Consider the following 26,147-nt stretch of genomic DNA (forward strand, 5'->3'; position numbering starts at 1 on the left):
GGCCCTCACCCGGGGCCGGGGAACCACACAGCACGACGCAGGTCCACGCGATGTCCGTCGCGGGACAGCGGGCAGCCCTCGGCGCGCAGTGCGTCGAGGGCTGCGGTCAGGTGCCGTGCCGGAGGCGCGCCCGCCGCGTTGACCACCCGCCACCACGGCACCGGGTGGTCGTCCTGGGCCGGCCCGACGACGGCCGCACCCGCGGGCACCAGGTGTGCGTACCGGTCGCCCGACCCGGACATCACCTGACCCACCTGCCGCGGCCCGCCGCGGCCCAGGTCCTCGGCGACGATCTCCGCGATCAACCCGTACGTCATCGCGCGGCCGGGCGGGATGCGGCGCACCAGCGCGAGCACCGCGGCGGCGTACTCCTCCACGTCGTCCACCCGGCGAGGCTACCGGCCGCAAATGGCTGGCGGCGCCTGGCCCCGGGGCGTCACGATCGGGCGGTGACCTCCTCCGCCTCGCGCTCAGCCCTGCCCGCCGGCTACGCCTTCCGCCCGCTCACGGCCGACGACCGCCACGCCCTGCTCGACCTCGACACCTGGGCGTTCCCCGCCCCCTACTCGATCGCCGACTTCGACGAGCTCGCGCTGCCGCTCACGTGGGAGCGGACGGTCGGCGTCGAGGGTCCCGCCGGCGACGGCCTCGTCGCGCTGCGCGCCTCGTACCCGTTCACCAGGTTCCCCGTCCCGGGCGGCGAGCTGCCCACGGCGGGGCTGACCTGGGTGGGCGTGCACCCTCAGCACCGGCGCCGCGGCCTGCTCTCCGCCATGATCGACGACCACCTGGGCCGCTGCCGCGAGCGCGGCGAGGCGCTGTCCGCGCTGTTCGCCGCGGAGGCCGCCATCTACGGCCGGTTCGGGTACGGCAAGGCAGCCGACGACGTGCGGCTGACCATCCCGCGGGGCGCCGCCCTGCGCGACGTGCCCGGAGCCGACGAGCACACCGTGCGCATCGAGCACGCCGACCGTGAGCGGCACGGCGAGCTCGTGGCGCGGCTGCACCGTGCGCCGGGGATCCCGGCCGCGCAGGGGGCGCTCAACCGGCCCGGCTGGGCCACCCGGGAGTCGGAGGAGCTGTGGGCGAGCTACTGGTCCGACCCCAAGACGTTCCGCTCCGGCGGCCGCGAGTCCCTGCGGGTCGTCGTGGTCGAGCGCGACGGCGAGCCCCGTGGCTACGCCACGTTCCGCCGCACGCTCGGCTGGGAGGTCACCGGCCCACGGGGCACCGTGCACGCGGGCGACGTCGTCGCGCTCGACGCCGCCGCGGCACGCGCGCTGTGGGGCGTGCTGCTCGACCTGGACCTCATGAGCACCACCGAGCCGTTCCTGCTGCCCGCCGACGACCCGGTCCTGAGCCTGCTCGTCGACCCGCGCGCCGCCGGCGCCCGGGTCACGGACAACGTGTGGGTCCGCCTCGTCGACGTGCCCACGGCCCTCGCCGGCCGGCGCTACCAGGGGGACGTCGACGTCGTCGTCGGCGTCACGGACACCCGGCTGCCCGACAACGCGGGCTCCTGGCACCTGCGGGCGGACGCGTTCGGCACGGCCACGTGCGAGCGCACGCAGGCTGCGCCCGACCTGGAGCTGGACGTGCGCGAGCTCGGCGCCGCCTACCTGGGCGGCACGTCGCTCGCCGCGCTGGCGGGCGCGGGGCTCGTGGCCGAGCGCTCGCCGGGCGCCCTGGCGACGGCGAGCGCCGCGTTCGGCTGGCCCGTCGCGCCCGCCTGCGGCTGGGTGTTCTGACCGTGGCCGCCGCGTTCTCGACCACCGTCACCACGTCCGCGTGGCGAGCCGAGGTGGAGGAGTGGGTCGCGGCGGCGGTGGCCGAGCGCGGCGTGCGGGTCACGGCCGCACCCGAGCAGACGCGCGTGCGGCCGTGGTCCACCCAGCTCGTGGTGCCCACCGACCACGGGAGGTTCTGGGTCAAGGCGTGCTGCCGGGCGTCGGTGTTCGAGCCCGAGCTGCACCGGCTGCTCGCCGAGCTGCTGCCCGACGCCGTCGACGCGCCGGTAGCCGTCGAGACCCGGCGCGGCTGGCTGCTCACCGCCGACCGCGGCGCGACGCTGGGCGAGGCCCGCACCCCCGGCACCCCGGACTGGCGGGACGTCCTGGCCCTGTGGGCGCGGGTGCAGCACGGCCTCGCGACGCACCGCGACGAGCTGCTCGCCACGGGGCTGCCGGACTGCTCGCCCGCGACGGTGCCGGGCCGGTTCGACGACGTCCTGCACGCCCTGACGTCGCTGCCCGACGACCACCCGGCCGCCCTCGACCAGCGCACCGCCGTGCGCCTCGGCCGCGGCCGCCACTTCGTCGAGGACGCCGTGGCGACGCTCGTGGGCACGGTGGGCACGGTGGGCACGGTGGGCACGGTGGGCGCGGTGGGCGCGCTGCAGCACGGCGACCTGCACCCGTGGAACGTCTTCCCGGTCGCCGGCGGCCTGCGCGTCTTCGACCTCGGCGACGCCCAGTGGGCGCATCCGCTGGAGTCGCTCGAGGTGCCGCGCGCGGTCGTCGAGGACGCAGGCCTGCAATGGGGAGACGTCGAGGGCGCCTACCGCGACGTCCCCGGGGTCGCGGACGGGGCGGGGGTCGACGACGAGGCCTGGCGGTCGCTGCGGGCCGCCGCAGGTGTCACCCACGCGGTGAACCGTGCCTGGGCGTGGTGGCGCCTGCTGGCCGAGGCCACCGACGACGAGTGGGCCGAGTGGGGCGAGGCACCCGGGCGCCACCTGTCGCGCGTCGCCGGCGGCTGAGCGCCGGTCCGCGTCAGGTCTGGCAGACCCCGCACCAGAAGAGGTTCCGGCCCGCGAGCTCCTTGACGAGCACCGGGGTGCCGCAGTGCCGGCAGGGCAGACCGTCGCGGTGGTAGACGTAGAACGACGCGTCGCGGGGCACCGCGCCCGGGTCGCCGTCGGTGTTCTGCCGGGTGCGGCGACCGCTGCCGGGCGCGTGCAGGTGGTCGGGCACGCGGTCGGCGGGCAGGGTGGTGACGATCGCGCCGCGGTCCGCACCGTCGCGCATCAGCACCACGAGGTCGTCCCAGACGGCTGCCAGGGTCTCGGCCGGTACGTCCCGGCCCGGGCGCAGCGGGTCCAGCCCGGCCCGGAAGAGGGCCTCGGCACGGTAGATGTTGCCCACCCCCGCCACCACGGCCTGATCCATGAGCTGCTGGCCCACGGTCACGCGTGAGCGCCGGACACGGTCGACGAACGCCGCGCGCGCGGCCTCGAGAGTGGCGTGACCGCCGTCGGGCCGGATCGGGTCGGGGCCGAGGCGGGCCTCGACGGCACGCTTCTCCGCGGTGGTGAGGACCTCGCAGGCGGTGGGCCCGTTGAGGTCCGCGAGCGCGTGCGTGCCGAGCAGCCGCAGGCGGACGGCGCCGCGCGGCGCGGGCGGGACCCACCCGTCCGCCCCTGTCGGCGGGCGATCGTCCTCGGCGGGCGTCGAGTCCTGCTCACCGATCCGGCGGCGTGGTGCGCCGATGGCGTGCACGACGGCGCTGCCTGCCCCGCCCGGGCCCGCCGACGCGTCGCCGGCGAACGTCCACGCCCCGTAGAGGCCGAGGTGGACCCGCAGCCAGCGCGGGTCGGCCGCGGCCTCCGCCGGGTCCGCCGGCGCGAACGCGCAGAAGAGCTGCTTGCCCCACGCCTCGCTCGCGACCAGCGTCAGGCCGTCGAGCAGCGCGGCGCCGTCGGAGAACCGGCCCTGCGGGCTCGAGACGATCAGCCGCTGCCCGCGGAACAGCGCGTCCAGGGTCCGCGCCAGGCGGTGGACGGTGTGCCCCTCGGGCACGTCAGGCGATGGTCGAGACGTCGTGCGTCGTCTCGTACGCGGCCATCTTGTCGATCCGGCGCTGGTGGCGCTCGTCGCCGCTGAACGGCTCGGCGACGAATGCCTCGACGAACGACGTCGACTCCTCGACGCTGTGCATGCGCCCGCCGACGGCGACGACGTTCGCGTCGTTGTGCTGGCGCCCGAGACGCGCCGTCTCCAGCGACCAGGCGAGCACCGCGCGCACCCCGACGACCTTGTTCGCGGCGATCTGCTCGCCGTTGCCCGACCCGCCGATGACGATGCCGAGCGAGCCCGGCTCTGCGACGACGGCCTCGCCCGCGGCGATGCAGAACGCGGGGTAGTCGTCCAGCGGGTCGTTCTCGTGGGCGCCGTGGTCGACGACGTCGTGGCCCGCGGCGCGCAGGTGCTCCACGAGGTGGGTCTTGAGCTCGTATCCGGCGTGATCGGCGGCGATGTGCAGACGCATGGGCCCATTGTCCCCCACGTCCGGCGGGGCGTACCGCACCACGCCTGCTCCGCTGCACCGCCGGACCCGGGTGGGCGGTCGTAGTGTGTGCGGCATGACCGCCGACACCACCGGGCTGAGGTCCGGCATCGACCTGACCGCGATCGACGACGACGTCCGGCCCCAGGACGACCTGTTCCGCCACGTCAACGGCACGTGGCTCGACCAGCACGAGATCCCCGCGGACCGCGCCATCGACGGCTCGTTCCTCACCCTGCGCGACGCCGCCGAGGAGCACGTCCGCGAGATCATCACCGACGCGGCCGCCGCCATCGAGGCGGGCACCGCCACCGGCGACCAGGGGAAGGTCGGCGCCCTGTTCGCGAGCTTCATGGACACCGAGCGGATCCAGGCACTCGGCACGTCGCCGCTGGAGGCCGACCTCGCCCCCGTACGCGACGCCACCGACGCCGCGGCGCTCACCCGCGTGCTCGGTGCGCTCCAGCGCACCGGCGGCGCGGCCGCGCTGCGGTTCTGGGTGGACAACGACGCCAAGGACCCCGAGAAGTACGTCGTCTACCTGGTCCAGGCGGGCCTGGGCCTGCCGGACGAGGCGTACTACCGCGAGGACCAGTACGCGTCCGTGCGCGAGGCGTACCGCCCGCACATCGCCCGCATGCTCGCCTTCGCCGGGGTGGACGAGGCCGGCTGGGGCGCGACGCCGCAGGAGGCCGCCGACCGCGTGCTGGCCCTCGAGACGCAGCTCGCGACGCACCACTGGGACGTCGTGCGCGACCGCGACGCGACCCTCACGTACAACCCGACAGCTCTGTCGGAGCTCGCCGTGAGCGCGCCGGGATTCGACTGGGACGCCTGGGTCGCCGCGCTCGGGGCGCCGGCGGGTGCCCTCGACCACGTCGTCGTGCGCGAGCCGGGCTTCGCGACCGGGTTCGCCTCCCTGTGGTCCACCGCGTCGACGGCCGACTGGAAGCTCTGGGCGGCCTACCATCTGGTCACCGCCCGGGCCCCGTACCTGAGCGACGACGTCGTCGAGGCCAACTTCGACTTCTACGGCCGCACGCTGTCGGGCGCGCAGGAGGTCCGCGACCGCTGGAAGCGGGGCGTCGCGCTCGTCGAGGGAGCGCTCGGCGAGGCCGTCGGCCAGGAGTACGTGGCCCGGCACTTCCCGCCGTCGCACAAGGAGCGGATGGACACGCTCGTCGCCAACCTCGTGGCCGCCTACCGCGAGTCGATCTCCGCGCTCGACTGGATGACGCCCGAGACCAAGGTCAAGGCGCTGGCGAAGCTGGAGAAGTTCACGCCCAAGGTGGGGTACCCGGTGCGCTGGCGCGACTACTCGGCCCTCGAGGTCGACCCCGCCGACCTGATCGGCAACGTGCGCCGCTCGAACGCCTTCGACCAGGACCACGAGCTGAACAAGATCGGCAGGCCGCTGGACCGCGACGAGTGGTTCATGACCCCGCAGACGGTCAACGCGTACTACAACCCGGGCATGAACGAGATCGTCTTCCCCGCGGCGATCCTGCAGCCCCCGTTCTTCGACCCGGACGCCGACGACGCCGTGAACTACGGCGGCATCGGCGGCGTCATCGGGCACGAGATCGGCCACGGCTTCGACGACCAGGGCTCCAAGTACGACGGCGACGGTCGCCTCGAGGACTGGTGGACGTCCGCCGACCGCACCGAGTTCGAGAAGCGCACCTCCGCGCTCATCGCCCAGTACGACGCGTTCCGGCCCGAGCAGCTTCCGGAGGACGGCCCGCACGTCAACGGCGCGCTCACCGTGGGCGAGAACATCGGCGACCTGGGCGGGCTGTCGATCGCGCTCAAGGCCTACCGCATCGCGCTGGGCGCGCCGCTCGACACCGCCCCGGTGGTCGACGGCCTCACCGGGCTCGAGCGCGTGTTCCTCGGCTGGGCGCAGGTGTGGCAGGCCAAGGGCCGTGACGAGGAGGTGGTGCGCCGCATCGCGACCGACCCGCACTCCCCCAACGAGTTCCGCTGCAACGGCGTGGTGCGCAACCTCGACGAGTTCCACGCCACCTACGGCGTGCGGCCCGGCGACGGGCTCTGGCTCGACCCCCAGGAGCGCGTGCGCATCTGGTGACGGCGCGGCGGCGCCGCCGCCCTCCCGCGACGACGACGGCCCGGCCCGCCGAGGAAACTCCTCGGCCGACCGGGCCGTCGTCGTCGCGGTCCCAGGACCTCCGGGGTCAGTTGGTGCCGATGCCCGCACGGGCGAGCGAGAAGCCCTGTCCGGTGGGGTCGTGCCGGCAGCTCATCCCGGTCTTCTCGCTGGTGCACGTGAAGTCGCCCTCGGTGATCGACTTGCCGTAGTCGAGCGTGTCGAGGTCGCCGCTCGCGGCCTTGGGCTGGTCCGACGCAGCGACGCAGGGCAGGTCGACCTCGCCCTCGCCGTCGACCGTCACGACGTAGCCCTTGGTCCCCTCGCACTCGTCCACGGGGGCGGGCTGCTGGTTGAGCTCCGCGATGCCGCACGACGCGTCGAGCGTCGTGATCGTGCACGAGATGTTCTTCGACGGCGCGGCGAACCGGGCCAGCGTCTCGGCCTCGACGGGCGGCTCGGAGGCCTCGGCGCTCGCCGCACCCGTCGGTTCCGCGACCACCAGGTCGTCCGGCTTCTCGGTGGACGAGGAGAAGATCTGCACCGCGAACGCCACCGCCATGACGATGAGCACCACGTCGACCACGATGAAGGCGATCCAGCCCGCGCTCAGGCGCTTGCGGGCGGGCGGCCGCCCGCCGGGCGGTGCCGGCACGGGTGCCGGGGCCGCCTGCGCCGCCTGGTCGTACCCGCCGTACGCGGACGGCTGCGGCTGCGCCGGGGCCGGCGCGTAGCCGGTGGAGGGCGTGTAGCCGGCGGTCGGCGCATAACCCGCGTTCGGCGCCGCCTGCGGCGCCGGGGGGAACGCCGCGGTGTCCCACGGATCCGCCTGCCCGGCGACGGGCGAGATCTGCTGGGTTGGCTGCGGGCCTGCGGCGTACGTCGCCGGGTAGGCGGCCGGCGGTGCCGCCGGCTCCGGCGCCGGCGGGATCGGGGCGTGCACCGGCGCGGGCGGGTAGGTCGGCTGCTCGTACCGCGGCTGGCCGTGCTGCGGCTGCTGCCCGTACCCGGGCTGCTCGTACTGCGGCTGGCCGTGCTGTGGCTGGCCCGGCTGCGGCTGTTGCCCGTACCCGGGCTGCTCGTACTGCGACTGCTCGTACTGCGACTGCTCGTACCGCGGCTGCTCCGTGGCGTTCGGGTCGACCACGGGCGGACGATGGTACGCAGACGTGACGCGGCGGACGCCGGCGGGTCGCTGTGGCGGAACGGCGGCAGGCCGGTCGTCGGGTCCCGGCGGGGGCGGCGGGGGCGGAACGGTGCCGGACATCTGGACTCCCTCCAGTGACGGTCGGGCGTCGCCGGCGTGCGGGCGCCGTGCGCCCGCGCCGTGACGGCGCACCCGGCAGGATGTCACGTCGGAGACACGGCGGTCGAACTCGGCGGTCGAACTCGGCGGTCGAACTCGGCGGTCGAACTCGGCGGTCGAACTCCGCGGTCGAGCTCCGCGGTCGAGCTCGGTGGTCGAGCTCGGTGGTCGAGCTCGGTGGTCGAGCTCGGTGGTCGAGCTCGGTGGTCGAGCTCGGTGGTCGAGCTCGGTGGTCGGTGCCGTCCGCCCCGGCGCGGTACCGGCTCGCCGGGCGGCGGCGGCGCCCGACAGCTCCGTTCCCCGCGCGGGAGCCGAGATGGCATGATCGACGGCGTCGCGACGAACTCGCGACCTGACGACATCCTGCATTCCACCGCCGCCCGAGGGAGAACCCGTGCCCGCTGAGAACCTGACCCGCGCCGAGGCCGTCGAGCGCGCCGGGGTCGTGACCGCCGTCGAGTCGTACGCCGTCGACCTCGACGTGACGACCGGTCCGGAGACCTTCACCTCCACCACCGTCATCCGGTTCTCGGCCGTCCCGGATGCCTCGACGTTCGTCGACCTGGTCGCCCCCTCCGTGCGTGAGGTGGTGCTCAACGGCCGCAGCCTCGACGTCGCGGAGGTCTTCGCCGACTCGCGCATCGCGCTGTCCGGCCTCGAGGGCGTCAACGAGCTGCGCGTCGTCGCCGACTGCGCCTACATGAACACGGGCGAGGGCCTGCACCGCTTCGTCGACCCGGTCGACGGCGAGACCTACCTGTACACGCAGTTCGAGGTGCCGGACGCCCGCCGCGTCTTCGCCACGTTCGAGCAGCCGGACCTCAAGGCGCCGTTCCAGGTGACCGTCACCGCGCCCGCGGCGTGGCAGGTCGTCTCGAACCAGCCCACCCCCGAGCCCACCAAGGCCCGGCACGCGACCGAGCCCGACGTCGCCGCGGCGACGTGGACGTTCGAGCCCACCCCCCGCATCTCCACCTACCTGGTGGCGCTCGTCGCCGGCCCGTACGCCGTGCAGCGTGGCGAGCTCACCTCGTCGGACGGCCGCACGATCCCGCTCGGTGTGTTCTGCCGCGCGTCCCTGTCCGAGCACCTGGACGCGGACTACATCATGGAGACCACGCGCAAGGGCTTCGAGTTCTACGAGACGACCTTCGACGTCCCGTACCCGTTCGACAAGTACGACCAGCTCTTCGTGCCCGAGTACAACATGGGCGCGATGGAGAACCCCGGCTGCGTCACGTTCACCGAGTCGTACGTCTTCCGGTCCCAGGTGACCGACGCCGTGCGCGAGCGGCGCGTCGTGACGATCCTGCACGAGCTGGCCCACATGTGGTTCGGCGACCTCGTCACCATGAAGTGGTGGAACGACCTGTGGCTCAACGAGTCGTTCGCGGAGTACGCCTCGACCCTCGCCACCGCCGAGGCCACCGAGTGGGAGGCCGCCTGGACCACGTTCTCCGCCATGGAGAAGACGTGGGCATACCGCCAGGACCAGCTCCCGTCGACGCACCCCATCGTGGCCGAGATCCGCGACCTCGACGACGTGCAGGTCAACTTCGACGGCATCACCTACGCCAAGGGTGCCTCGGTGCTCAAGCAGCTCGCCGCCTGGGTCGGCCGCGAGGAGTTCCTGTCGGGCGTCTCGGCCTACTTCAAGAAGCACGCCTGGTCGAACACGGAGCTGCGCGACCTGCTCGTCGAGCTCGAGGCCACCAGCGGGCGGGACCTCACGGCGTGGTCCGAGGCGTGGCTCGAGACGGCCGGCGTCAACACGCTGCGCCCCTCGATCGAGACGGCCGACGACGGGACCATCACCGGCTTCGCCGTCCTGCAGTCGGCGGTCGCGGACTACCCCACGATCCGGCCGCACCGGCTCGGGATCGGCTTCTACGACATCATCGACGGGACGCTGCAGCGCACGCACCAGGTCGTCATCGACGTCGACGGCGAGCGCACCGAGGTGCCCGGGCTGGTCGGCCGCACCCGTCCGGCGCTCGTGCTGCTCAACGACGAGGACCTCGCGTACGCGAAGATCCGGCTCGACGACGCCTCGCTCGCCGCGGCGCTCGAGCACCTGTCGCGGATCGCCGACCCGCTGACCCGGTCCCTCGTGTGGGGCTCGGTCTGGGACGCGGTGCGTGACGGCGAGACGCCTGCCTCGGCGTACGTCGACCTCGTGCTCGGCAACATCGCCGCGGAGACGGAGTCGACCACGGTCCGCACCACGCTGAACCAGCTCGGCCTGGCGGTGCGCTCCTACGTCGCGCCGGAGCGCCGGGTCGCGACGCTCGCGCGTGTCGGCGACCGGCTGTGGGACCTCGCCCAGGCGGCGGACGCCGGCTCGGACCTCCAGCTGCAGCTCGTGAAGTTCTTCGCGGCCCTGGCCTCGACGCCCGGCCACGCGACGCCGCTGCGCGGGCTGCTCGACGGCACGGTCGCGCTGGAGGGCCTCACCGTCGACACCGACCTGCGCTGGGAGCTGCTCGAGGGTCTTGTGCTGCTGGGCGAGGCCGACGCCGCGCAGATCGACACCATGCTGACCCAGGACGACACGGCGTCGGGCCGCCAGGCCGCCGCACGCGCCCGTGCCGCCGTGCCGACGGTCGACGGCAAGGAGGCCGCGTTCGCCTCGGTCGTCGACGCCACGGACGTGCCGAACGCGATCATCCGGTTCACGGCGTCCGGGTTCGTGCACGTCAGCGACCCGGCGGTGCTGGAGCCCTTCGTGGCGCGCTACGTCGACGCTCTGCTCGACATCTGGACCACGCGCAGCTACCACATCGCCGAGGAGCTCATCGAGGGCCTGTACCCGGCGCCGCTCGCGTCGGTCGCGCTGCGTGACGCCGTCCAGGGCTGGCTCGACGCCCACGGTGACGCGCCCGCCGCGCTGCGCCGCATGGTGATCGAGCAGCTCGCCGGGACCGAGCGGGCGCTGGCCGCCCAGGCCGTCGACGCGGCCTGACCCTCCCCCGCGAGATAGAGAGCCCACCCCAGCGAGATAGAGAGCCCTCCCCGCGAGATAGAGAGGGCACCCCCGCGAGATAGAGAGGGCACCCCCGCGAGATAGAGAGCCCAACGCACGGCGCCGCCCCGGAGAGCACCTCTCCGGGGCGGCGCCGTGCCACACGCGTGCCTCTAGCCGTCCCGGCTGCCCAGGACGTGCTGCCAACGTCCCTTGAGCGCCCGCCGCAGCTGGCGGCCGACGCCGGCGGGCTCGTCGACGTCGGGCCAGTCCGAGCGGACGATCCGCCAGTCCTGGTCCTCGATCGCGGCCTGCCGTACTCGCTCACGACGCCGTACGCCCTCGGGATCGCCGTCGGCCAGTGCGGTGTACTTGATCTCACCGTCGAACTCGAGGCCCACGCGGGCGTCCGGCCAGCCGAGGTCGACCCACTTGGTGCCCCGGGCAGTCACCACGGGGACCTGCGTCACCGGCCTCGGCAGGCCCGCCTGGATCACCCTGAGGCGGACCAGGGACTCGCCCGGCGACTCTGCACCGGCGTCCGCCAGCGCGAAGACCTGCCGCGCCTGGACCACCCCCCGCTTCCCACGGGACTCGTCGATGATCCGTGCGACGAGGCCACGATCCGCGCCGTGATGCAGGGCGCAGTCCATCACGACGAGCGCTGACGCGAGCGGCAGCGACCTGGCGCAGTCGGCCGCGGTGCGTTCGAGGCTCGTGACGGGCAGGCCGCCCACGACGTCACGATCCCTCGGGGGCAGCGCCGTCCAGTGCCGGGTGACCCGGTACCGGTGCTCCCACGAGTCGTCCTCGCGCCGCACCTGAGGGGGGTAGAGCTGGGTGAGGTGCACCCGGTCCGCGAGCCGATAGGTCCACATCCCGCGGAGGACCGCCGCCGTCTCGTGGCTGAACCAGACCGCGCTGTCGACGTTCGCCCACGCGGCCGCCGTCCGGGCGAGGACGAGGTCTCGACGGGCGATCGCGACCGAGCCGTTCGGGTCCGTCGTGGCGAAGATGCCCGGGCGAAGTCGCAGCAGCTCGTCCTCGAGCTCCGCGAGGCGTTCTGCTTCACCGACCGTATCGGCGGTGAGCAGTCTCGGGAGCGCGGGAGCGACGAGCGGCGGGGGCGCCGCGCGGAGGAGGTCCATCGGCCCACCATGGCGCGCAGTCCTCACCGAGAGGGAGCCCGCCTGGAGGATGTGGACGCCGATGCCGTTCGGCGGTCTGTGGACGAGGGTCTCTATCTCGGCGGGGTGGGGTCTCTATCTCGGCGGGGTGGGGTCTCTATCTCGGCGAGGTGGGGTCTCTATCTCGCGGTGCGGACGGCCTGCAGCAGGGAGCGGAGGCGCGCGTTGTCGAGGAGGTCGTCGATGAGGACGACGTTCCCCGCGCCGTCGCCGAGCGGAACCTTCCAGTTGGGGTACTCGGTGTCGGTGCCCGGCTGGTTCTGGGCCCGGCGCTCCCCCACCCCGTCGACGAGCTGCACGCCGACGAGGGTGGCGGGGCTGCGGCGCAGGTACCGGTGCAGGCCCTCGACGATCTCGCGCTCGGACGGGTGGTCGGCGACGAACCCCTGCCTGGCCAGCGCGAGGACCACGGCGTCCCGCTCGGCGCGGGCCTGGCGCCGCAGCTCCTGCGGGTCGGTGCTGAGCAGCCCGAGCCGCTCGCGCAGGTCCACCTGCTCGCCGGCCAGGAAGCCCGCCGTCGGCGGCATGTCGTGCGTCCCGACGGTGGCCAGGGACAAGCGGCGGTAGTCGTCGGGCCGCAGCGGGCGGCCGTCGGCGTCCTTCTCGAACCACAGCACCGACGTGCCGAGGACGCCCCGGTCGGCGAGGTAGTCGCGCACCCACGGCTCGAACACGCCGAGGTCCTCCCCCACGACCGTCGCCCCCGCGCGGTGCGCCTCGAGACACAGGATCCCGACGAGCGCCTCGTGGTCGTAGCGCACGTAGGCGCCGTCGGCGGCCGCCACCCCGGCGGGCACCCACCACAGGCGGAACAGGCCGAGCACGTGGTCGACGCGCAGCGCACCCGCGTGCCGCAGCACGGTACGCAGCATGTCCCGGTACGGCGCGTACCCGGCGCGGGCCAGGGCACGCGGGCTCCACGGCGGCTGCGTCCAGGCCTGGCCCTGCGGGTTGTACATGTCGGGCGGCGCCCCGACCCCGACGTCCCGGGCAAGGACGTCGCGGTGCAGCCAGGCGTCGGCGCCCTGCGGGTGCACCCCGACGGCGAGATCGTGCATGATGCCGATCCGCATGCCGGACTCGCGCGCGACGCGCTGGGCGGTCCGCTTCTGCTCGTCGGCCACCCACTGCAGCCAGCGGTAGAACTCGACCCGCTCGGACAGCTGCTCGCGCAGCGCGGCGACGGCGGGCGACGACGGGTCGCTCAGCTCGTCCGGCCGTGGCACCCGGCCCAGGTGCTCGACGACGGCGCACCAGGTGGCGAAGTCGCGCAGGCCGGAGCCCTGCTCCTCGACGAACTCCTCGTACGCGGCCTGGCGCGCGGCTCGCCGCGGCGCCGTGAAGACCACCTCGAGCGCCGCCTTCTTCGCCTCCCACACCGCGTCACGATCGATGGGGCCTGGGTCCTCGACGAGGTCGCGCACCGGGTCGGCCGCCCACTCGACGAGCGACCGGTCGGCGGCCGCCAGGTAGGCCGTCTCGGGGATGTCCTCGATCCGCACGTACAGCGGGCTCAGGAAGCGGCGGCTCGTGGGCAGGTAGGGGGACGGTGTCAACGGCACCACCGGCTCGGTGGCGGCGAGCGGGTTCACCGCCACGAAGTCGGCGCCCGCTTGGTGCGCCACGAGCCACGCCAGGTCGGTGAGGTCGGCCAGGTCGCCGACGCCCCACGACGCGCGGGAGCGCACCGAGTACAGCTGCGCGAGGACGCCCCACCACTGGTCGCCCTCCAGCCCGGCGGGCAGGGCGAGTCGACGCGGCGTGACGACGAGCGTCGTCCGCGACTCGTGGCCCTCGGTGAGCGCGTGCAGCGAGTGCCAGCCGAGGGGCAGGTCCGCCGGGACGGCGAACGTGGCCCGACCGACGCGTCGGCCGTCCACGGTGCGAGGCTCGGTGAAGACGTCGAGCTGGTGCAGGTCCCGGCGCGGCCGGTGGTCGTGGGTCCGCGTCCCGGGCTCGGCACCGTCGACCTCCAGCCAGACGTGCACCGACGCCCCGTCGGTGACGTGCACCGGCACCTGCACCTCGTCGCCCTCGCGCACCACGACCGTGGGCGGGAGGACGGCCCGCCACTCGTCGTCGTGCGCCCGCTGGAGGCTGTGCGTGACCTGCTGCGGCGTGGACGCCGGGACACCCAGTGCCTCGAGGACGGCGACGAGCGTGGCGGCGGGCGCCTGGACGAGCCTGCCGCCGTACCCGTGGTGCTCGGTCAGGACCCCGTGCGCCCCGGCCAGCTCGCGCAGCTCGGCCGGCACGCCGCCGGGCGCACTCTCGGGCACACCGCTGCGCACGTCGTCGGGCGTGGTGTCCGGGGTCGGCAGATCCGTGCTCACGGGGACGATCCTGCCATCCCACGCGGTCCGGGGCAGTCCGCCCACGCGGTACAGGGCCGACCACGGGCGTGATCGCCGAGTCGTTTCGTCCTGATGCCAGGCCTGGTTACGGTGGCCCGGTGATCGTCCTGCCCGCCGCCCCGTCCCCCGAGCCGTCCTCTGAGCCGTCACAGTCGCCCACCGTCGGGGACGTGGTCGACGACGCGAAGGAGGTCGCCTTCGACTTCTGGGAGTGGTTCACGGGCTGGCCCCTGCGCGTGCTGCTGATCGTCGTGATCGGCGCGGTCGTCCTGGTGCTGCTGCGCCGGGCGATCGCCCACGTCACCGAACGCATCGCGACGGGTGCCGGCACCCCCACCACCGAGGGCCGGGAGGCGGAGGAGCCGTCGTGGCGCGCCTACTTCCGGCGTTCGCCGCTGGTGGAGGGCGCCATGGCCGCCGCGGTGAACCCGATGGCCCGGGAACGCCGCGCGCAGCGGGCGCGCACCGTCGGCTCGGTGCTGCGCTCCACCTCGAACATCGTGGTCGGCACCATGATCGGGCTCATGGTGCTCCAGGAGATGGGGGCCAACGTCGGCCCGCTCCTGGCCTCGGCCGGTGTCGCGGGCATCGCTCTCGGCTTCGGTGCGCAGAGCCTGGTGAAGGACTTCATCTCCGGCATCTTCCTGCTGGTCGAGGACCAGTTCGGCGTGGGAGACGTCGTCGACCTCGGCTCGGGAGCCGTGGGCACGGTCGAGGAGGTCCAGCTGCGCGTCACGCAGGTGCGGGCCCTCGACGGCACCCTCTGGTACGTGCGCAACGGCGAGATCCTGCGCGCCGGGAACATGTCGCAGCAGTGGTCCCGGGCGCTCGCGGAGATCCGCGTGCCGGTCGACGCCGACGTCGACGTGGTGCGTGCGGCGCTGGGCCGTGCGGCCGACCGCGTCCAGGCGGACCCGGAGCTCGCGCCCAAGCTCCTGGAGACCCCGTCGGTGCGGGGCGTCGACTCCGTGGACGACTTCTCGCTGCTCTTCACCATGCTCGCCCAGGTGCGGCCGGGCGAGCAGTGGGAGGTCTCCCGCGAGCTCCGCCGGATCGCGCAGGCCGAGCTGCGCGCCGTCGGTGTCATGCGGCCCGCGGGCGAGCGGGAGTCCCACGACGCCTGACGGCGGGCGCGCTCACGTGCGCACGGAGTCGACCGCTCGGCGATAGAGGGTCCTGAGGTCAGGGCTCCCGTCGTTCCTCGCCCACACGGCTCCGGCGGCGTCGAGGCAGGCGATGGCGCTCGCCACCAGGGCATCGGCCGCCACCTCGGCCGAGGCTCCGTCCGCGGCGTGCGGATCGCCCCCCAGCCGCCGCCGGATGTTCGGGACCAGGAGCTCCTGCCACGCCAGGTGCTTCTCGATGCTGCGTGCGCGCAGCGAGGGCGTCTCGTACATCATCGTGGCGATCTTCAGCATCGTCTCGTCGTCGCCCACGAGCCCGTCGACCTTCCACAGCGCCTCCTGGAGCGCCTCCCAGGGCGGGACGGTGAGCGGGATCGCCTCCAGGGCGTCCCGCACCAGCTCTCCCTGGACGGCGAGGTCGCCGAGGACCACGTCCTCCTTCGTGCCGAAGTAGCGGAAGAAGGACCGCCGCGAGATGCCGGCTGCCTCGGCGATCTGGTCGATCGTCGTCCGCGCGAACCCCTGGTCGAGGAACAGCTCCATCGCGACCCGGGTGATCTCGGCGTAGGCGGCCCCGCGTGAGCGCGTCCACAGGCCGTCTTCGATGCCCATGCGGCGAGACTACACCGAGCGTCTCGTTGACACTGAGTGACAGCAGGTCATACGGTGACCACCCGCTACCTCTGGAGGTCGACGCATGCCCCGCCAGGACTACCACCACCAGACCGTCGTCATCACCGGTGCCAGCTCCGGGATCGGCGCCGCGTTCGCCCGTGCCCTCGCCTCCCGAGGGGCGCACGTCGTGCTCGTCGCGCGGCGGAGGAACCGCCTCGACCTGCTCGCCGCGGAGCTTCGCGAGAAGCACGGCGCCACCGCCACCGCGATCCCCCTCGACCTCGCGGAGCCGACGGCCGCCGACGACCTCCGCGCAGCCCTGTCGGCCGCCGGCGTCACCGTCACCAGCCTGATCAACAACGCCGGTTTCGGGACCTTCGGCGACTTCGCCGGTGAGGACGTCCGCACCGTCACCCAGGAGATCGCCGTCGACGTCGCGGCGCCGGTGCGGCTCAGCCGCGTGTTCCTGCCCGACGTCGTCGACGCCCGGGGGTTCCTGATCAACGTGGCGAGCATGGCCGCGTACACCCCGACCCCACGGATGGCCGTCTACGGAGCAGCCAAGGCGTTCGTGCTGAGCTTCACCGAGGCCCTGTGGGCCGAGACCCGCCACACGGGCGCGACGGTGTTCGCGCTCTCGCCCGGGGCCACGAGCACCGAGTTCAACGCCGTCGTCGGCACCGACGACGCGACCGCGGGCGCGGCGATGCGCACGGCCGGCCAGGTGGTGCAGACGGCCCTGGCGCACCTGGAACGCCGCCGGCCGGGACCCAGCGTCATCGACGGCACGACGAACCGCCTCGGAGCCGCCCTGAGCCGGCTCATGAGCCGTCGCGCGACGGCGGCGGCGATGCACCGGATCACCGACCCGGCACGGCGCACCGGGACACGAACCGGGACGCGGGCCGACGCGCCAGCCTGATCCGGGACCGGCGTCCCCCGGCGGTTTCTCGTCGCCGACGGGCGCCGGGCCTCCCGGGGTCAGTTCCGCTAGCGGACCTGGCGGACCTCGGCGAGGTCGAGCCGCTCGTCCACGTACCGGGCGCCGTCGGGCAGGAACCCGTTGCGCTCGTAGAACCGCCGGGCGCGCGGGTTGTGCTCGGCGACCCAGATCTGGGCCGCCACGCCCGGGGGCAGGACGGCGTCGAGCAGCGCCTGGCCGGCACCCGTGCCGTGATGCGCCGCCAGGACGTACAGGAGCCAGAGCTCCCGGTCGCGCACCGGCTCGTGGTCCCCGACGAGCCGCCCCGCGCCGGCGAAGGCGATCCCCACGACCTGCCCGGCCGCCTCGGCGACCGTCACCACCATGTCGCCGTCGAGCCAGCGCCGCCACGTCGCGGTGCGCCGCTCGACGGTGTCCGAGTCCCAGTGGTCGGCGGGCAGCAGCCCGGAGTAGGTCTCGACCCAGGACGTGTGGTGGACGACCGCGCACCCCGTGGCGTCGTCGGGCGTGGCCGCACGGATCAGGAAGGTCACGGCGGCATCGTCACACGCGCACGGGTCACGCGACGAGCGACTGTCCCCCGTCGACGAACACCTCGGTGCCCGTCACGTGGCTCGCGGCGTCGGACACGAGGTAGGCGATGGTCTCGGCCACCTGCGCGGCCGAACCCGGCTCCTGGCCGGTGAGCGGGATCTGCCCGTCCGGGAACTCGGCACGCACGCCGAGGCCGTCGGTGTGCCGCTGCTCGGTGTTGTCGCCGATCTCGGTGTCGATCGCCCCGGGGCACACGGAGTTGACCCGCACCCCCCGCGGCCCGAGCTCGACGGCGGCCATGCGGGCGAACGCCACCTGCCCCGCCTTGCTGGTGGCGTACGCCGACGCCCCGGAGTTGCTGAACGTGCGGGTGCCGTTGATCGACGAGACCACGACCACCGCGCCGCCCTGGCGCACGAGCAGCGGCACCGAGAACCGCACGGTGTGGAACGTGCCGGTGAGGTTTGTGGCGATCGTGGCGGCCCACTCCTGCGGCTCCAGCTCCTCGAGCGGGGCCCAGACGCCGTTGACGCCGGCGTTCGCGACCACGACGTCGAGCCTGCCGGCCTCCTGCTCGACCCGGGCGAGCACGTCGCGCACGGCGGCGGCGTCCGCGACGTCGGCCGCCACCGGTAGTGCGGTGCCGCCGTCGCGCCGGATCTCGTCCGCGGCGTCCTCCGCACACTCGAGCCGGTGCCCCAGCGCGACCACCGTCGCCCCCTGCCGCGCGAGGAGCACCGCCGTGGCACGCCCGATGCCCGACCCTGCGCCCGTGACCAGCGCGACCTTGCCTTCCAGACCCTTCACCGTCATCTGTTCCCTCCGTGATCGAGGCCCCGACGCTCACGACGGGACCGGGACGCCCGCGCCGGTGACGGCCGGGGCTCGCTGGGCGGACCGCCTGCGGTTCAGGCGCCGTGCCCCTCGCGGTCCTTCGGCGCATCCTCTGTGACGACGAGGGCGCGCAGGATGGTCTCGGCGACCTCACGCCGGGTGACGTTGCGGTGCCGGGAGGCGGAGCCGAGGATGCGGCGGGCCTGGTCTGCCGTGCACCCGTTCGCCTGCATGATGGCGCCGACGGCGCGCTCGACGACCATGGAGTCGGACATGTTGCGGTAGAACCCGGCCGCGGCGTCCTCGAGCTCCGAGAGCGACAGGTGCAGCCGCACCGTCGAGGCGACGAGCTGCGCGTAGCCGTCGGCCGCGGTGAGGAGCTCGGGCGTCCAGGGGTCCGCCGCGCGGGAGTACAGGTTCAGCGCCACTGAGACGTGGGGGTCCACGTACGCCGGCACGGCCAGCGCGGAGACGAAGCCCTCGCGGACCGCCTGCTCACACCACTCCTGCCAGCCCGCCTCCGCCGCGATGTCGGGCACCGCGCGCACCGCGAGCTGGTCCATCGCGTCGATGCACGGACCGCTGTCCGCGAGAGACTCCGCCTGGTCGCACCGGGCGGCGGCGTCGCTGCTGCTGCCGGCGCGCACCGTCAGCCCGTGCTGGCGCACGGTGATGCTGGTCTCGATCTCGGTACCGAGGATCGTCGCGGCCCGCCGGGCGTACTCGAACGGGTAGCTCGAGATTCTCATGGGTCCTTCCCTTGCCTGTCGAAGGAGGATGGGTGGCCGCGCGGGAGCAGACGAGGAACGCCCACGCGTGCGTCGACGCCCGGTGACCACGTGACGACCGGGTCGGTGTCCGGGGCGGGGAGGCCGACCGACGCCCAGATCCCGTTCACCTCCCTGCTCGCGCCGACGAGCGTGGCCCCGTGCAGCGGCCAGGGCGGGTGCGTGACGGGGACCCGCCACAGGCGGCCGAACCGGACGAGATAGGCGTTCCACCGGCCGGTCACCGCGACGAGCCACGGGCTCGGCTCGGCGATGCGCTCGCCGGGCCGGACGGCGAGGTCGATCCGGCCCCGCCGGGGGTGGCTCCCTCGGTACAGCGCCGCACCGCCGGACCGCTCGGCCGTCCCGGGGAACACGCGGTACGGCAGGCCCAGCACCCGCATCGCAGCGACCATCGCGACCCGGGGGCACAGCAGGGCGAAGAACCAGAGCCCGTCGGTGCCGCTCGGTCCATGGCGGACATAGGTGCGCACGTTGACCTCGACGAAGTCCGACCACCCCGGCACGGGCGGGAGCACGGACGCCCGCACGTCCTGCATCACCAACGGCGTGAGGCTCACCCACGCGGCGCCGTCGATCACGTCCACCTCGAGCCCCGCGGGCAGGTGCCGCTGGATCGTCGCCGGCGGGAACGCCCAGTGCAGGAAGGTCACCGCGCTCCACCGTTGCCGGCTCGTCACGAGCCGGAACGCGTGGGGCGGCGCGGCGGACGCCATCAGGCCGCCGCCCGGCGTCCGGGGACGCCGGCGCCTCGCGGTGGTGCGGTCGTGGTCACGGCAACCTCCTGACGCGGGCAACGCACGCGGATCCGACGTGGACGACAGCCTCGCAGTCATCGGGCTTGCTTGCCGTCGGTGGCGTCCGCCCCTTCCGGGTGCGGGTGACCGGACGGTGGGTGACCGTCAGGGGATTCGCATCGAGGGACGGCGACAGAGAGAGGACAGGTGCGATGCGTGCTCGCAGAGGTGCAGTCCGCGGCGAGGTGGCCGAGGTGGCCGAAGGCGTGTTTCGCCTGGAGCACGCCTTCGTGAACGTCTACCTCGTCACCGACGACGACGGACGGGTGCTGGTGGTCGACACGGGTCTGCCGGGCACGTGGGACCTGCTGGGCCGTGCCCTACGCAGGCTCGGCAGGCGCCCGTCGGACGTCGAGGCGGTCGTGCTGACGCACGCGCACTTCGACCACACCGGCTCGGCGGCCAGGACGCAGAGGGTGCTCGGCGTCCCGATCTGGCTGCACCGTGAGGACGACGAGGTGGCCGCCCACCCCTACCGGTACGCGCACGAGAACGTCCGGGGCTGGTACCCGCTGCGCTATCCGGCGTCCGTGCGCATCCTCGCGGCGATGGTGAGGGCCGGCGCGCTCCGGGTCCCGGGGGTGAGCGGCGCCCGGCACGCCGAGCCGGGCGCCGTGCTGCCCCTGCCCGGCTCTCCCCGTGTGGTCTTCTCGCCGGGGCACACACCCGGGCACTGCGCGCTGCACCTGGCGGACCGGGACGTGCTGTTCACCGGCGACGCGCTCGTCACCCTGGACCCGTACACCAGCAGGCGGGGCCCGCAGATCATCGCCGGTGCGGCCACCGCGGACAGCGCGCAGGCGCTGCGGTCGCTGGACGACCTGGCCGCCACCGGCGCGGGCACCCTTCTTCCGGGTCATGGCGAGCCGTGGACCGGGTCGGTCGCTGCAGCGGTGGAGGAGGCGCGGGCCGTCGGGGCCCACTAGTCGGAGGGCGGCTCAGCCCCTCTGTCGTTGACGTCGGCGACGCCTGGCATCGGCGTGGTGCCGACGAACCGGTCCCGGAGGGCGTCGACGCCCACCTGCGGGTGGGCGAGATCGACGAGTTCCTGACGCTGTCGCTGCGTCACGGCCGTATCCAGGTCCATGGCGACCTCACGATCCTGCTCGAGAGCCGGGTCGCACTCCCCCTCGCGGTTGAACGACCACATCAGCATGGGGTCGCCCAGCGGCAGGTCGTGCCCCCCGCCCGTGTCGTGCCGCCCGGTGTGCCAGGTATGCCACGTCTTGCCGTAGCTGTTCATCAGTCGCTTCATCAGCGCCTTCTCCGCGACGGCGGGCAGCCGGGGGCGATCAGCTGGCCCGACAGGACCTCGAAGTTGTGGGGGTGCCAGTAGGAGCGCTCCTCGACGGGCAGGCTCCCGAAGAGCTGTTCGGAGACGATGTACTCGATCCCGATGAGGTTCGCCTCGGGCGTGTTGCCGTCGAACAGGGCCGCCTGGATGAAGTCGTCGTTCACGACCCTGCAGTAGTGGTGGGCCTCCATCTGCATCGTCGGGTCGTCCTTGGCGGGGTGGAACCCGGCGACGTACACGTCGAACTTCGTCAGGGGTGCAGGGTCCTGCAGGACCTTCGCTCCCTTCTCCAGGGTCGACAGCCAGATGCCCTTGCCGTCACCCGCGGGCGACAGAGGGCTGTTCCGTTCCGTGGCGCTCATTCCCGTCCTCCTTCGCGACAGACCACCGGCCGGCGGGTCGTCCCGGTCAGGACCAGTCACGCAGAAGATCCCGTAGCTCGCCGGAGATGTGCGCTCGCGCCGGTACGCGCGCCAGGGCCGCGCGCGAGGACGCGCGCGGCCTTGCGGGGTCGAGGCTCCTGGGTCAGCGGACGGCGAGCAGACCGTCCATCTGTGCGGCCAGGTCGTCGGCCTCCGGGCCGACGATCACCTGCACCACGCGCCCCGAGCGCACGACCCCGAACGCGCCCGACGCCTTGAGGCCGGGCTCGTCGACCCGTGACGGATCGCTCACCTCCACGCGCAACCGGGTGATGCACGGCTCGAGCTCGACGATGTTGGTGCGGCCGCCCAGGGCGGCGAGGATGTTGTCGGCCTTGTGGTTCGGGCTCATCGGGTCTCCCACGGATTGCGTCGTTGCAGGTCCTCCTCCACCCTAGCCCGTCCCGCCGGCCCCGGTGGGCCGTGGGATGCCCGCGGGGCGGGTGGAAGGCCGGGGCACGGGGGAAGTCTGGGAAGATGTGCCGGTGAGCAACGAGACTTCCGCGCCCCGCTCCGAGGAGCCGGTCCGCCCGAGCCGCTCGTTCTTCGAGGAGATCGGCGGTCACGCCACGTTCGAGCGTCTGGTCGACGTCTTCTACGAGGGTGTCGCCGACGACGAGGTCCTGCGGCCGATGTACCCGGAGGAGGATCTCGGGCCGGCGAAGGTGCGCCTGACGATGTTCCTGGAGCAGTACTGGGGCGGCCCGACGACGTACAGCGAGCAGCGCGGGCACCCGCGGCTGCGCATGCGCCATGTCCCGTTCAAGGTCAACCCCGACGCGCGCGACCGTTGGTTGCGTCACATGCGTACCGCCGTCGACGACCTCGCGCTGGCGCCGCTCCACGAGGCCCAGCTGTGGGACTACCTGGAGCGAGCGGCACACTCGCTCATCAACACCTTCGAGGAATGATGCCCAGGCGAGCGCAGGTGAGGGCCGCAGCAGAGCAGGCACTCGCCGCAGCGAGCCGCAGCAGCATTCCGACCACCAACGTCGTTCGACCAGCACCTGTTCGACCCAGCACTCCGAGGAGCGACCTTGAGCGAGACGTCCACCCCGACGAGCCCGTCCCCCGACGCGGCGGCGCCTGTCCCTGACGCGCTGGACCGGCTCCTGGCCACCCTCTCGCTGCGGGAGGTGGACGGCTGGGGTCCGCGCGGGGAGGACGACCTGTGGCGCGGGGACAGCGTCCCCGGGCCGGGCCGGCGCGTCTACGGTGGCCAGGTGCTCGCCCAGGCCCTGCTGGCCTGCGGCCGCACCGTCACCGACGACCGGCTGCCGCACTCGCTGCACGCCTACTTCCTGCGGGAGGGCAAGCTCGACGCACCGATCAGCTTCGCCGTCGAACGGCTGCGTGACGGACGGTCGTTCAGCGCCCGTCGTACGCACGCCCTGCAGGCCGGCGGGCCGATCCTGTCCCTGACGGCGTCGTTCCAGGTGGACCAGCCCGGTTACGAGACGTCGGCGTCCGGCCCCGACGACGTGCCCGATCCGGAGGACGTGCCGTCCGCGATCGACACCCTTCAGGGCATCGACCACCCGGCCGCACGCTTCTGGTCGCACGAGTCGGCGTTCGACCTGCGCCACGTGGACGGGAACCTGTACCTGGGCGCCGACCCGCACCCGGGCCCGGCGCAGCGCGTGTGGATGCGCGCGCGTCACGAGATCGGGTCCGACGACCTGCTGCTGCACCGCGCGCTGCTCGCGTTCGCGTGCGACCAGGTGATGCTGGAGCCCGTCCTTCGCCAGGCGGGCAAGTCGTGGCGGGACGTCGGCGACTCCGTGCCGATGGCGAGCCTCGACCACGCGATGTGGTTCCACCGGGACGCGCGCGCCGACGAGTGGCTGCTCTACGTCCAGGAGTCGCCGGGCGCCCAGGGCGGCCGCGGTCTGGGCCTGGCCCGCGTGTACTCCCGCTCGGGCGCCCTGGTCGCGACCATCGCGCAGGAGGGCATGATCCGCCTGCCGGCCTGAGCCTGTCCGGTCGACCCGCGCCGGGTCTGACGGGTCGGCGGGCGCTCGCCGAGCCCTCGCTGGGTGCTCGCCGGGCGCGACGGCGAGCGGCGACGCACACTGGCGACGTGCGACTGCGGCGTGTCTCGATCAGCTCCCCCGGTTACTCGCGCCGACCGAAGGGCGACGGGTGGGTGTTCCTCGACGTCGACGGCCACCCTCTGGCCGACGAGGCGGAGGTCGCGCGCTGCACCCGGCTGGCGGTCCCGCCCGCCTGGGAGGACGTCTGGATCTGCCGGTTCGAGAACGGGCATCTCCAGGCCTTCGGCCGGGACGACGCCGGCCGCGGGCAGTACCTGTACCACGAGCAGTGGAGCGAGCGGCGGGCCCGGCGCAAGCACGACCACGTCCTCGACGTCGGCCGGCGGCTCCCCGCGGCGCGGCGTCGCGTCACCCGGGACCTCCGGCTGCCGGGCATGCCCCGGGCCAAGGTCCTGGCGCTCGCGTTCCGGCTGCTCGACGAGGCGTACTTCCGCGCCGGCGGCGAGATCTACGCCAAGCAGCACGGCAGCTACGGGCTGGCCACGATCCGCAAGGAGCACGCGACGGTGCGCCGCGACGGCAGTGTCCACTTCCGGTATCCGGCCAAGTCCGGCCAGGTGCGTGACGCCCTGGTGGAGGACCCCGTGGTCGCCGAGCTCGTCACGACGTTGAAGCGCCGGCGCGGCGGGGAGGACCTGCTCGCCTGGCGGGACGGGTCTTCCGGCGCGGCCACCTGGTACGACGTCACCAGCGCGGACGTCCAGGACGACATCAAGGACCGGCTCGGGGACGACGCCACCCCGAAGGACTTCCGCACCTGGCACGCGACGGTGCTCGCCGCCCGGGCGCTCGCCGACGTGGGCGCTCCCCCGGCGTCGGACCGCGCCCGGCGCCGCGTCGTGGCCGAGATCGTGCGCGACGTCGCCGCCGAGCTCGGGAACACGCCGGCCGTCGCGCGCTCGTCGTACATCGACCCTCGGCTCTTCGACCTGTGGGAGCGCGGCGAGACGATCGGCGCCACCCGCTCGCGGTCGCGGGCGGAGAGCGCCGTGCTGGAGCTGCTCGGATGAGGGCGGCGGTCACCGGCGTCACGGGCTACGTGGGCGGCCGACTCGTGCCGGAGCTTCTCGGCGCCGGGCACGAGGTCCGCGCGATCAGCCGCAACCCGGCCCGGCTCGCGGGCCGCGAGTGGGTGGACGACGTGCAGGCCGTGGAGGCCGACGTGGGCGACCTCGCCGCGGTCCGACGGGCGCTCGACGGCGTCGACGTCGCCTACTACCTGGTGCACTCGCTGGGCGCGGGGCGCACGTTCGAGGCCCGAGACCGGCGCAACGCCCTCACGTTCGCACAGGCGGCCCGCGAGTCGGGAGTGGGGCGCGTCGTCTACCTCGGCGGCCTGTACCCCGACGTCCCGGAGGGCGACCTCTCGCCACACCTGGCCTCACGCAAGGAGGTCGAGGAGATCCTCCTCGCCTCGGGCGTCCCGACGACGGTGCTGCGTGCCGCCATCATCCTCGGGTCCGGCTCGGCGTCGTTCGAGATGATGCGCTACCTCACGGAGCGGCTGCCGGCGATGACCACGCCGCGCTGGGTCGACAACAGGATCCAGCCCATCGCGGTGCGTGACGTGCTGCGCTACCTCGTCGGCTCGGCGTCGATGCCCCGCGACGTCTCGCGGGGCTTCGACATCGGCGGCCCCGACGTGCTCACCTACCGCGACATGATGCAGCGCTACGCACGGGCGGCCGGGCTGCCACGGCGGCTGATCGTCGGCGTCCCGGTGCTGACACCGCAGCTGTCCAGCCTCTGGGTCGGGCTCGTCACCCCGGTCCCGTCGGGCATCGCACGGCCGCTGGTGGAGTCGCTGCAGCACGAGGTGGTGTGCCACGAGGACGACGTGCGCCGGCACGTTCCCGATCCGCCCGAGGGCCTGGTCGGCGTGGACCACGCGATCGAGCTCGCCCTCGCCCGGGTCCACGACGGCGAGGTGACCACCCGCTGGACGTCGGCGTCCGTGCCGGGGGCCCCGTCCGACCCGCTGCCGTCCGACCCGGACTGGGCCGGTGGCTCGCTGTACGTCGACGAGCGCCGCACCGTCGTCGACGCGCCGCACGACGTGCTGTGGCGGGTGATCGAGGAGATCGGCGGTCACCGCGGGTGGTACTCCTGGTCGGTCGCATGGCGCGTGCGGGGCGTGCTCGACAGGCTGGTCGGAGGCCCGGGCCTGCGGCGCGGCCGCCGGGACGAGCACCGGCTGCGGGTGGACGACGCGCTCGACTTCTGGCGGGTCGAGGCGATCGAGCCGGGACGACGGCTGCTGCTGCGTGCCGAGATGCGGCTGCCCGGGCTCGCGTGGCTCGAGCTGCGGGTCGACGAGGCGGCGGCCGAGGTGACCGACCCCGACGACCCCGGGCCGGGTCCGGCCGACGCCGCCGGCCCGGCGCGCACGTACTTCGCGCAGCGGGCGCTGTTCCACCCGCACGGCCTGGCCGGCCAGCTCTACTGGTGGTCGGTCGCGCCGTTCCACGGCGTCATCTTCGGCGGGATGCAGCGCAACGTGGCCCGCGAGGCGGAGCGCCTCGCGGGCCACGTCGACCGCTGA

Annotated in this window: 23 protein-coding genes and 1 pseudogene; 11 read left to right on the plus strand and 13 right to left on the minus strand. The window is 73.8% G+C overall.

What is annotated here, in order from left to right:
- Window positions 1-5: 5 nt before the first annotated feature.
- Window positions 6-386, minus strand: coding sequence for an MGMT family protein (locus LEP48_RS08115; RefSeq protein ID WP_225565076.1), 381 nt, complete (start codon window positions 384-386; stop codon window positions 6-8).
- Window positions 387-449: 63 nt separating this feature from the next.
- Here LEP48_RS08115 and LEP48_RS08120 point away from each other — a divergent pair, with 63 nt between their 5' ends.
- Complete coding sequence (locus LEP48_RS08120; RefSeq protein ID WP_225565077.1) at window positions 450-1,748, plus strand: GNAT family N-acetyltransferase; 1,299 nt, start codon at window positions 450-452, stop codon at window positions 1,746-1,748.
- Window positions 1,749-1,750: 2 nt separating this feature from the next.
- Entirely contained in the window at window positions 1,751-2,758 is a 1,008-nt protein-coding gene (locus LEP48_RS08125) for a hypothetical protein (RefSeq protein WP_225565078.1), read from the plus strand.
- 13 nt (window positions 2,759-2,771) lie between these two features.
- Here LEP48_RS08125 and LEP48_RS08130 read toward each other — a convergent pair whose 3' ends face one another.
- Together LEP48_RS08130 and LEP48_RS08135 are read right to left on the minus strand one after the other, a co-directional pair.
- Window positions 2,772-3,797 carry an Fpg/Nei family DNA glycosylase gene (locus LEP48_RS08130; RefSeq protein WP_225565079.1) on the minus strand — a complete coding sequence of 342 codons (1,026 nt, stop codon included), beginning with the start codon at window positions 3,795-3,797 and terminating at the stop codon, window positions 2,772-2,774.
- A gap of 1 nt (window position 3,798) precedes the next feature.
- Window positions 3,799-4,266: a ribose-5-phosphate isomerase gene (locus LEP48_RS08135; protein ID WP_225565080.1), complete on the minus strand. Its 468-nt coding sequence runs from the start codon at window positions 4,264-4,266 to the stop codon at window positions 3,799-3,801.
- Window positions 4,267-4,360: 94 nt separating this feature from the next.
- Between LEP48_RS08135 and LEP48_RS08140 the strand changes: the two genes are divergently transcribed.
- Window positions 4,361-6,373: a M13 family metallopeptidase gene (locus LEP48_RS08140; protein WP_225565081.1), complete on the plus strand. Its 2,013-nt coding sequence runs from the start codon at window positions 4,361-4,363 to the stop codon at window positions 6,371-6,373.
- Between the two features lie 106 nt (window positions 6,374-6,479).
- On the opposite strand, the gene LEP48_RS08145 is transcribed toward LEP48_RS08140, so the two are convergent.
- A complete protein-coding gene (locus LEP48_RS08145; RefSeq protein ID WP_225565082.1) occupies window positions 6,480-7,538 on the minus strand; it encodes a hypothetical protein in 1,059 nt (352 codons plus the stop codon).
- 553 nt (window positions 7,539-8,091) lie between these two features.
- Here LEP48_RS08145 and pepN point away from each other — a divergent pair.
- Entirely contained in the window at window positions 8,092-10,659 is a 2,568-nt protein-coding gene (gene pepN / locus LEP48_RS08150; RefSeq protein WP_225565083.1) for an aminopeptidase N, read from the plus strand.
- Window positions 10,660-10,832: 173 nt separating this feature from the next.
- On the opposite strand, the gene LEP48_RS08155 is transcribed toward pepN, so the two are convergent.
- Both LEP48_RS08155 and malQ read right to left on the minus strand, forming a co-directional pair.
- A complete protein-coding gene (locus LEP48_RS08155; protein ID WP_225565084.1) occupies window positions 10,833-11,807 on the minus strand; it encodes a hypothetical protein in 975 nt (324 codons plus the stop codon).
- A 158-nt stretch (window positions 11,808-11,965) separates the two neighbouring features.
- Window positions 11,966-14,179, minus strand: coding sequence for a 4-alpha-glucanotransferase (gene malQ / locus LEP48_RS08160; RefSeq protein WP_422723813.1), 2,214 nt, complete (start codon window positions 14,177-14,179; stop codon window positions 11,966-11,968).
- A gap of 119 nt (window positions 14,180-14,298) precedes the next feature.
- Here malQ and LEP48_RS08165 point away from each other — a divergent pair, with 119 nt between their 5' ends.
- A complete protein-coding gene (locus LEP48_RS08165) occupies window positions 14,299-15,324 on the plus strand; it encodes a mechanosensitive ion channel family protein (protein ID WP_225565085.1) in 1,026 nt (341 codons plus the stop codon).
- 12 nt (window positions 15,325-15,336) lie between these two features.
- Here the strand turns inward: LEP48_RS08165 and LEP48_RS08170 are convergent, their stop codons facing one another.
- Window positions 15,337-15,936 (minus strand): TetR/AcrR family transcriptional regulator, encoded by a 600-nt coding sequence (locus LEP48_RS08170; protein ID WP_225565086.1) that lies wholly within the window; start codon window positions 15,934-15,936, stop codon window positions 15,337-15,339.
- Between the two features lie 85 nt (window positions 15,937-16,021).
- Between LEP48_RS08170 and LEP48_RS08175 the strand changes: the two genes are divergently transcribed.
- On the plus strand, window positions 16,022-16,861 hold the full coding sequence (locus tag LEP48_RS08175; protein ID WP_225565087.1) for an SDR family NAD(P)-dependent oxidoreductase: 840 nt from the start codon (window positions 16,022-16,024) through the stop codon (window positions 16,859-16,861).
- 68 nt (window positions 16,862-16,929) lie between these two features.
- Here LEP48_RS08175 and LEP48_RS08180 read toward each other — a convergent pair whose 3' ends face one another.
- From LEP48_RS08180 to LEP48_RS08195, 4 genes are all read right to left on the minus strand, one after another.
- Window positions 16,930-17,415: a GNAT family N-acetyltransferase gene (locus tag LEP48_RS08180; protein ID WP_225565088.1), complete on the minus strand. Its 486-nt coding sequence runs from the start codon at window positions 17,413-17,415 to the stop codon at window positions 16,930-16,932.
- A gap of 25 nt (window positions 17,416-17,440) precedes the next feature.
- The gene (locus tag LEP48_RS08185; RefSeq protein WP_225565089.1) at window positions 17,441-18,229 is read right to left on the minus strand and encodes an SDR family oxidoreductase; all 789 of its coding nucleotides are present in this window, start codon (window positions 18,227-18,229) and stop codon (window positions 17,441-17,443) included.
- Between the two features lie 95 nt (window positions 18,230-18,324).
- Window positions 18,325-18,999 (minus strand): ANTAR domain-containing protein, encoded by a 675-nt coding sequence (locus tag LEP48_RS08190; protein ID WP_225565090.1) that lies wholly within the window; start codon window positions 18,997-18,999, stop codon window positions 18,325-18,327.
- The gene (locus LEP48_RS08195; protein ID WP_308009996.1) at window positions 18,996-19,874 is read right to left on the minus strand and encodes a YqjF family protein; all 879 of its coding nucleotides are present in this window, start codon (window positions 19,872-19,874) and stop codon (window positions 18,996-18,998) included. The genes LEP48_RS08190 and LEP48_RS08195 overlap by 4 nt, the downstream gene beginning before the upstream one ends.
- Before the next feature lie 113 nt (window positions 19,875-19,987).
- Between LEP48_RS08195 and LEP48_RS08200 the strand changes: the two genes are divergently transcribed.
- A complete protein-coding gene (locus LEP48_RS08200; RefSeq protein WP_225565092.1) occupies window positions 19,988-20,761 on the plus strand; it encodes an MBL fold metallo-hydrolase in 774 nt (257 codons plus the stop codon).
- Here the strand turns inward: LEP48_RS08200 and LEP48_RS08205 are convergent.
- Together LEP48_RS08205 and LEP48_RS08210 are read right to left on the minus strand one after the other, a co-directional pair.
- A pseudogene (locus LEP48_RS08205) lies at window positions 20,758-21,491 on the minus strand (OBAP family protein). The gene LEP48_RS08200 and the pseudogene LEP48_RS08205 sit on opposite strands and share 4 nt — an antisense overlap.
- A 163-nt stretch (window positions 21,492-21,654) precedes the next feature.
- Window positions 21,655-21,903, minus strand: a complete 249-nt coding sequence (locus tag LEP48_RS08210; protein ID WP_225565093.1) for a PTS sugar transporter subunit IIB — start codon at window positions 21,901-21,903, stop codon at window positions 21,655-21,657.
- A gap of 133 nt (window positions 21,904-22,036) precedes the next feature.
- Between LEP48_RS08210 and LEP48_RS08215 the strand changes: the two genes are divergently transcribed.
- From LEP48_RS08215 to LEP48_RS08230, 4 genes are all read left to right on the plus strand, one after another.
- Window positions 22,037-22,462: a globin gene (locus LEP48_RS08215; RefSeq protein ID WP_225565094.1), complete on the plus strand. Its 426-nt coding sequence runs from the start codon at window positions 22,037-22,039 to the stop codon at window positions 22,460-22,462.
- A gap of 126 nt (window positions 22,463-22,588) precedes the next feature.
- Entirely contained in the window at window positions 22,589-23,524 is a 936-nt protein-coding gene (locus tag LEP48_RS08220; protein WP_225565095.1) for an acyl-CoA thioesterase, read from the plus strand.
- 107 nt (window positions 23,525-23,631) lie between these two features.
- A complete protein-coding gene (locus LEP48_RS08225) occupies window positions 23,632-24,615 on the plus strand; it encodes a DNA topoisomerase IB (RefSeq protein ID WP_225565096.1) in 984 nt (327 codons plus the stop codon).
- Window positions 24,612-26,147 (plus strand): SDR family oxidoreductase, encoded by a 1,536-nt coding sequence (locus LEP48_RS08230; RefSeq protein ID WP_225565097.1) that lies wholly within the window; start codon window positions 24,612-24,614, stop codon window positions 26,145-26,147. The genes LEP48_RS08225 and LEP48_RS08230 overlap by 4 nt, the downstream gene beginning before the upstream one ends.

The sequence above is a fragment of the Isoptericola luteus genome, assembly GCF_020297055.1.
In the GTDB taxonomy this organism is placed as follows: domain Bacteria; phylum Actinomycetota; class Actinomycetes; order Actinomycetales; family Cellulomonadaceae; genus Isoptericola; species Isoptericola luteus.

What these genes read in the sequence shown, in the direction of transcription:
- LEP48_RS08185 (WP_225565089.1), bottom strand. Translation starts at nt 18,229, where the DNA reads ATGACGGTGAAGGGTCTGGAAGGCAAGGTCGCGCTGGTCACGGGCGCA.
- LEP48_RS08200 (WP_225565092.1), top strand. Translation starts at nt 19,988, where the DNA reads ATGCGTGCTCGCAGAGGTGCAGTCCGCGGCGAGGTGGCCGAGGTGGCC.
- LEP48_RS08195 (WP_308009996.1), bottom strand. Translation starts at nt 19,874, where the DNA reads ATGACTGCGAGGCTGTCGTCCACGTCGGATCCGCGTGCGTTGCCCGCG.
- LEP48_RS08135 (WP_225565080.1), bottom strand. Translation starts at nt 4,266, where the DNA reads ATGCGTCTGCACATCGCCGCCGATCACGCCGGATACGAGCTCAAGACC.
- LEP48_RS08190 (WP_225565090.1), bottom strand. Translation starts at nt 18,999, where the DNA reads ATGAGAATCTCGAGCTACCCGTTCGAGTACGCCCGGCGGGCCGCGACG.
- LEP48_RS08210 (WP_225565093.1), bottom strand. Translation starts at nt 21,903, where the DNA reads ATGAGCCCGAACCACAAGGCCGACAACATCCTCGCCGCCCTGGGCGGC.
- LEP48_RS08170 (WP_225565086.1), bottom strand. Translation starts at nt 15,936, where the DNA reads ATGGGCATCGAAGACGGCCTGTGGACGCGCTCACGCGGGGCCGCCTAC.
- LEP48_RS08230 (WP_225565097.1), top strand. Translation starts at nt 24,612, where the DNA reads ATGAGGGCGGCGGTCACCGGCGTCACGGGCTACGTGGGCGGCCGACTC.
- LEP48_RS08140 (WP_225565081.1), top strand. Translation starts at nt 4,361, where the DNA reads ATGACCGCCGACACCACCGGGCTGAGGTCCGGCATCGACCTGACCGCG.
- LEP48_RS08155 (WP_225565084.1), bottom strand. Translation starts at nt 11,807, where the DNA reads ATGGACCTCCTCCGCGCGGCGCCCCCGCCGCTCGTCGCTCCCGCGCTC.
- LEP48_RS08175 (WP_225565087.1), top strand. Translation starts at nt 16,022, where the DNA reads ATGCCCCGCCAGGACTACCACCACCAGACCGTCGTCATCACCGGTGCC.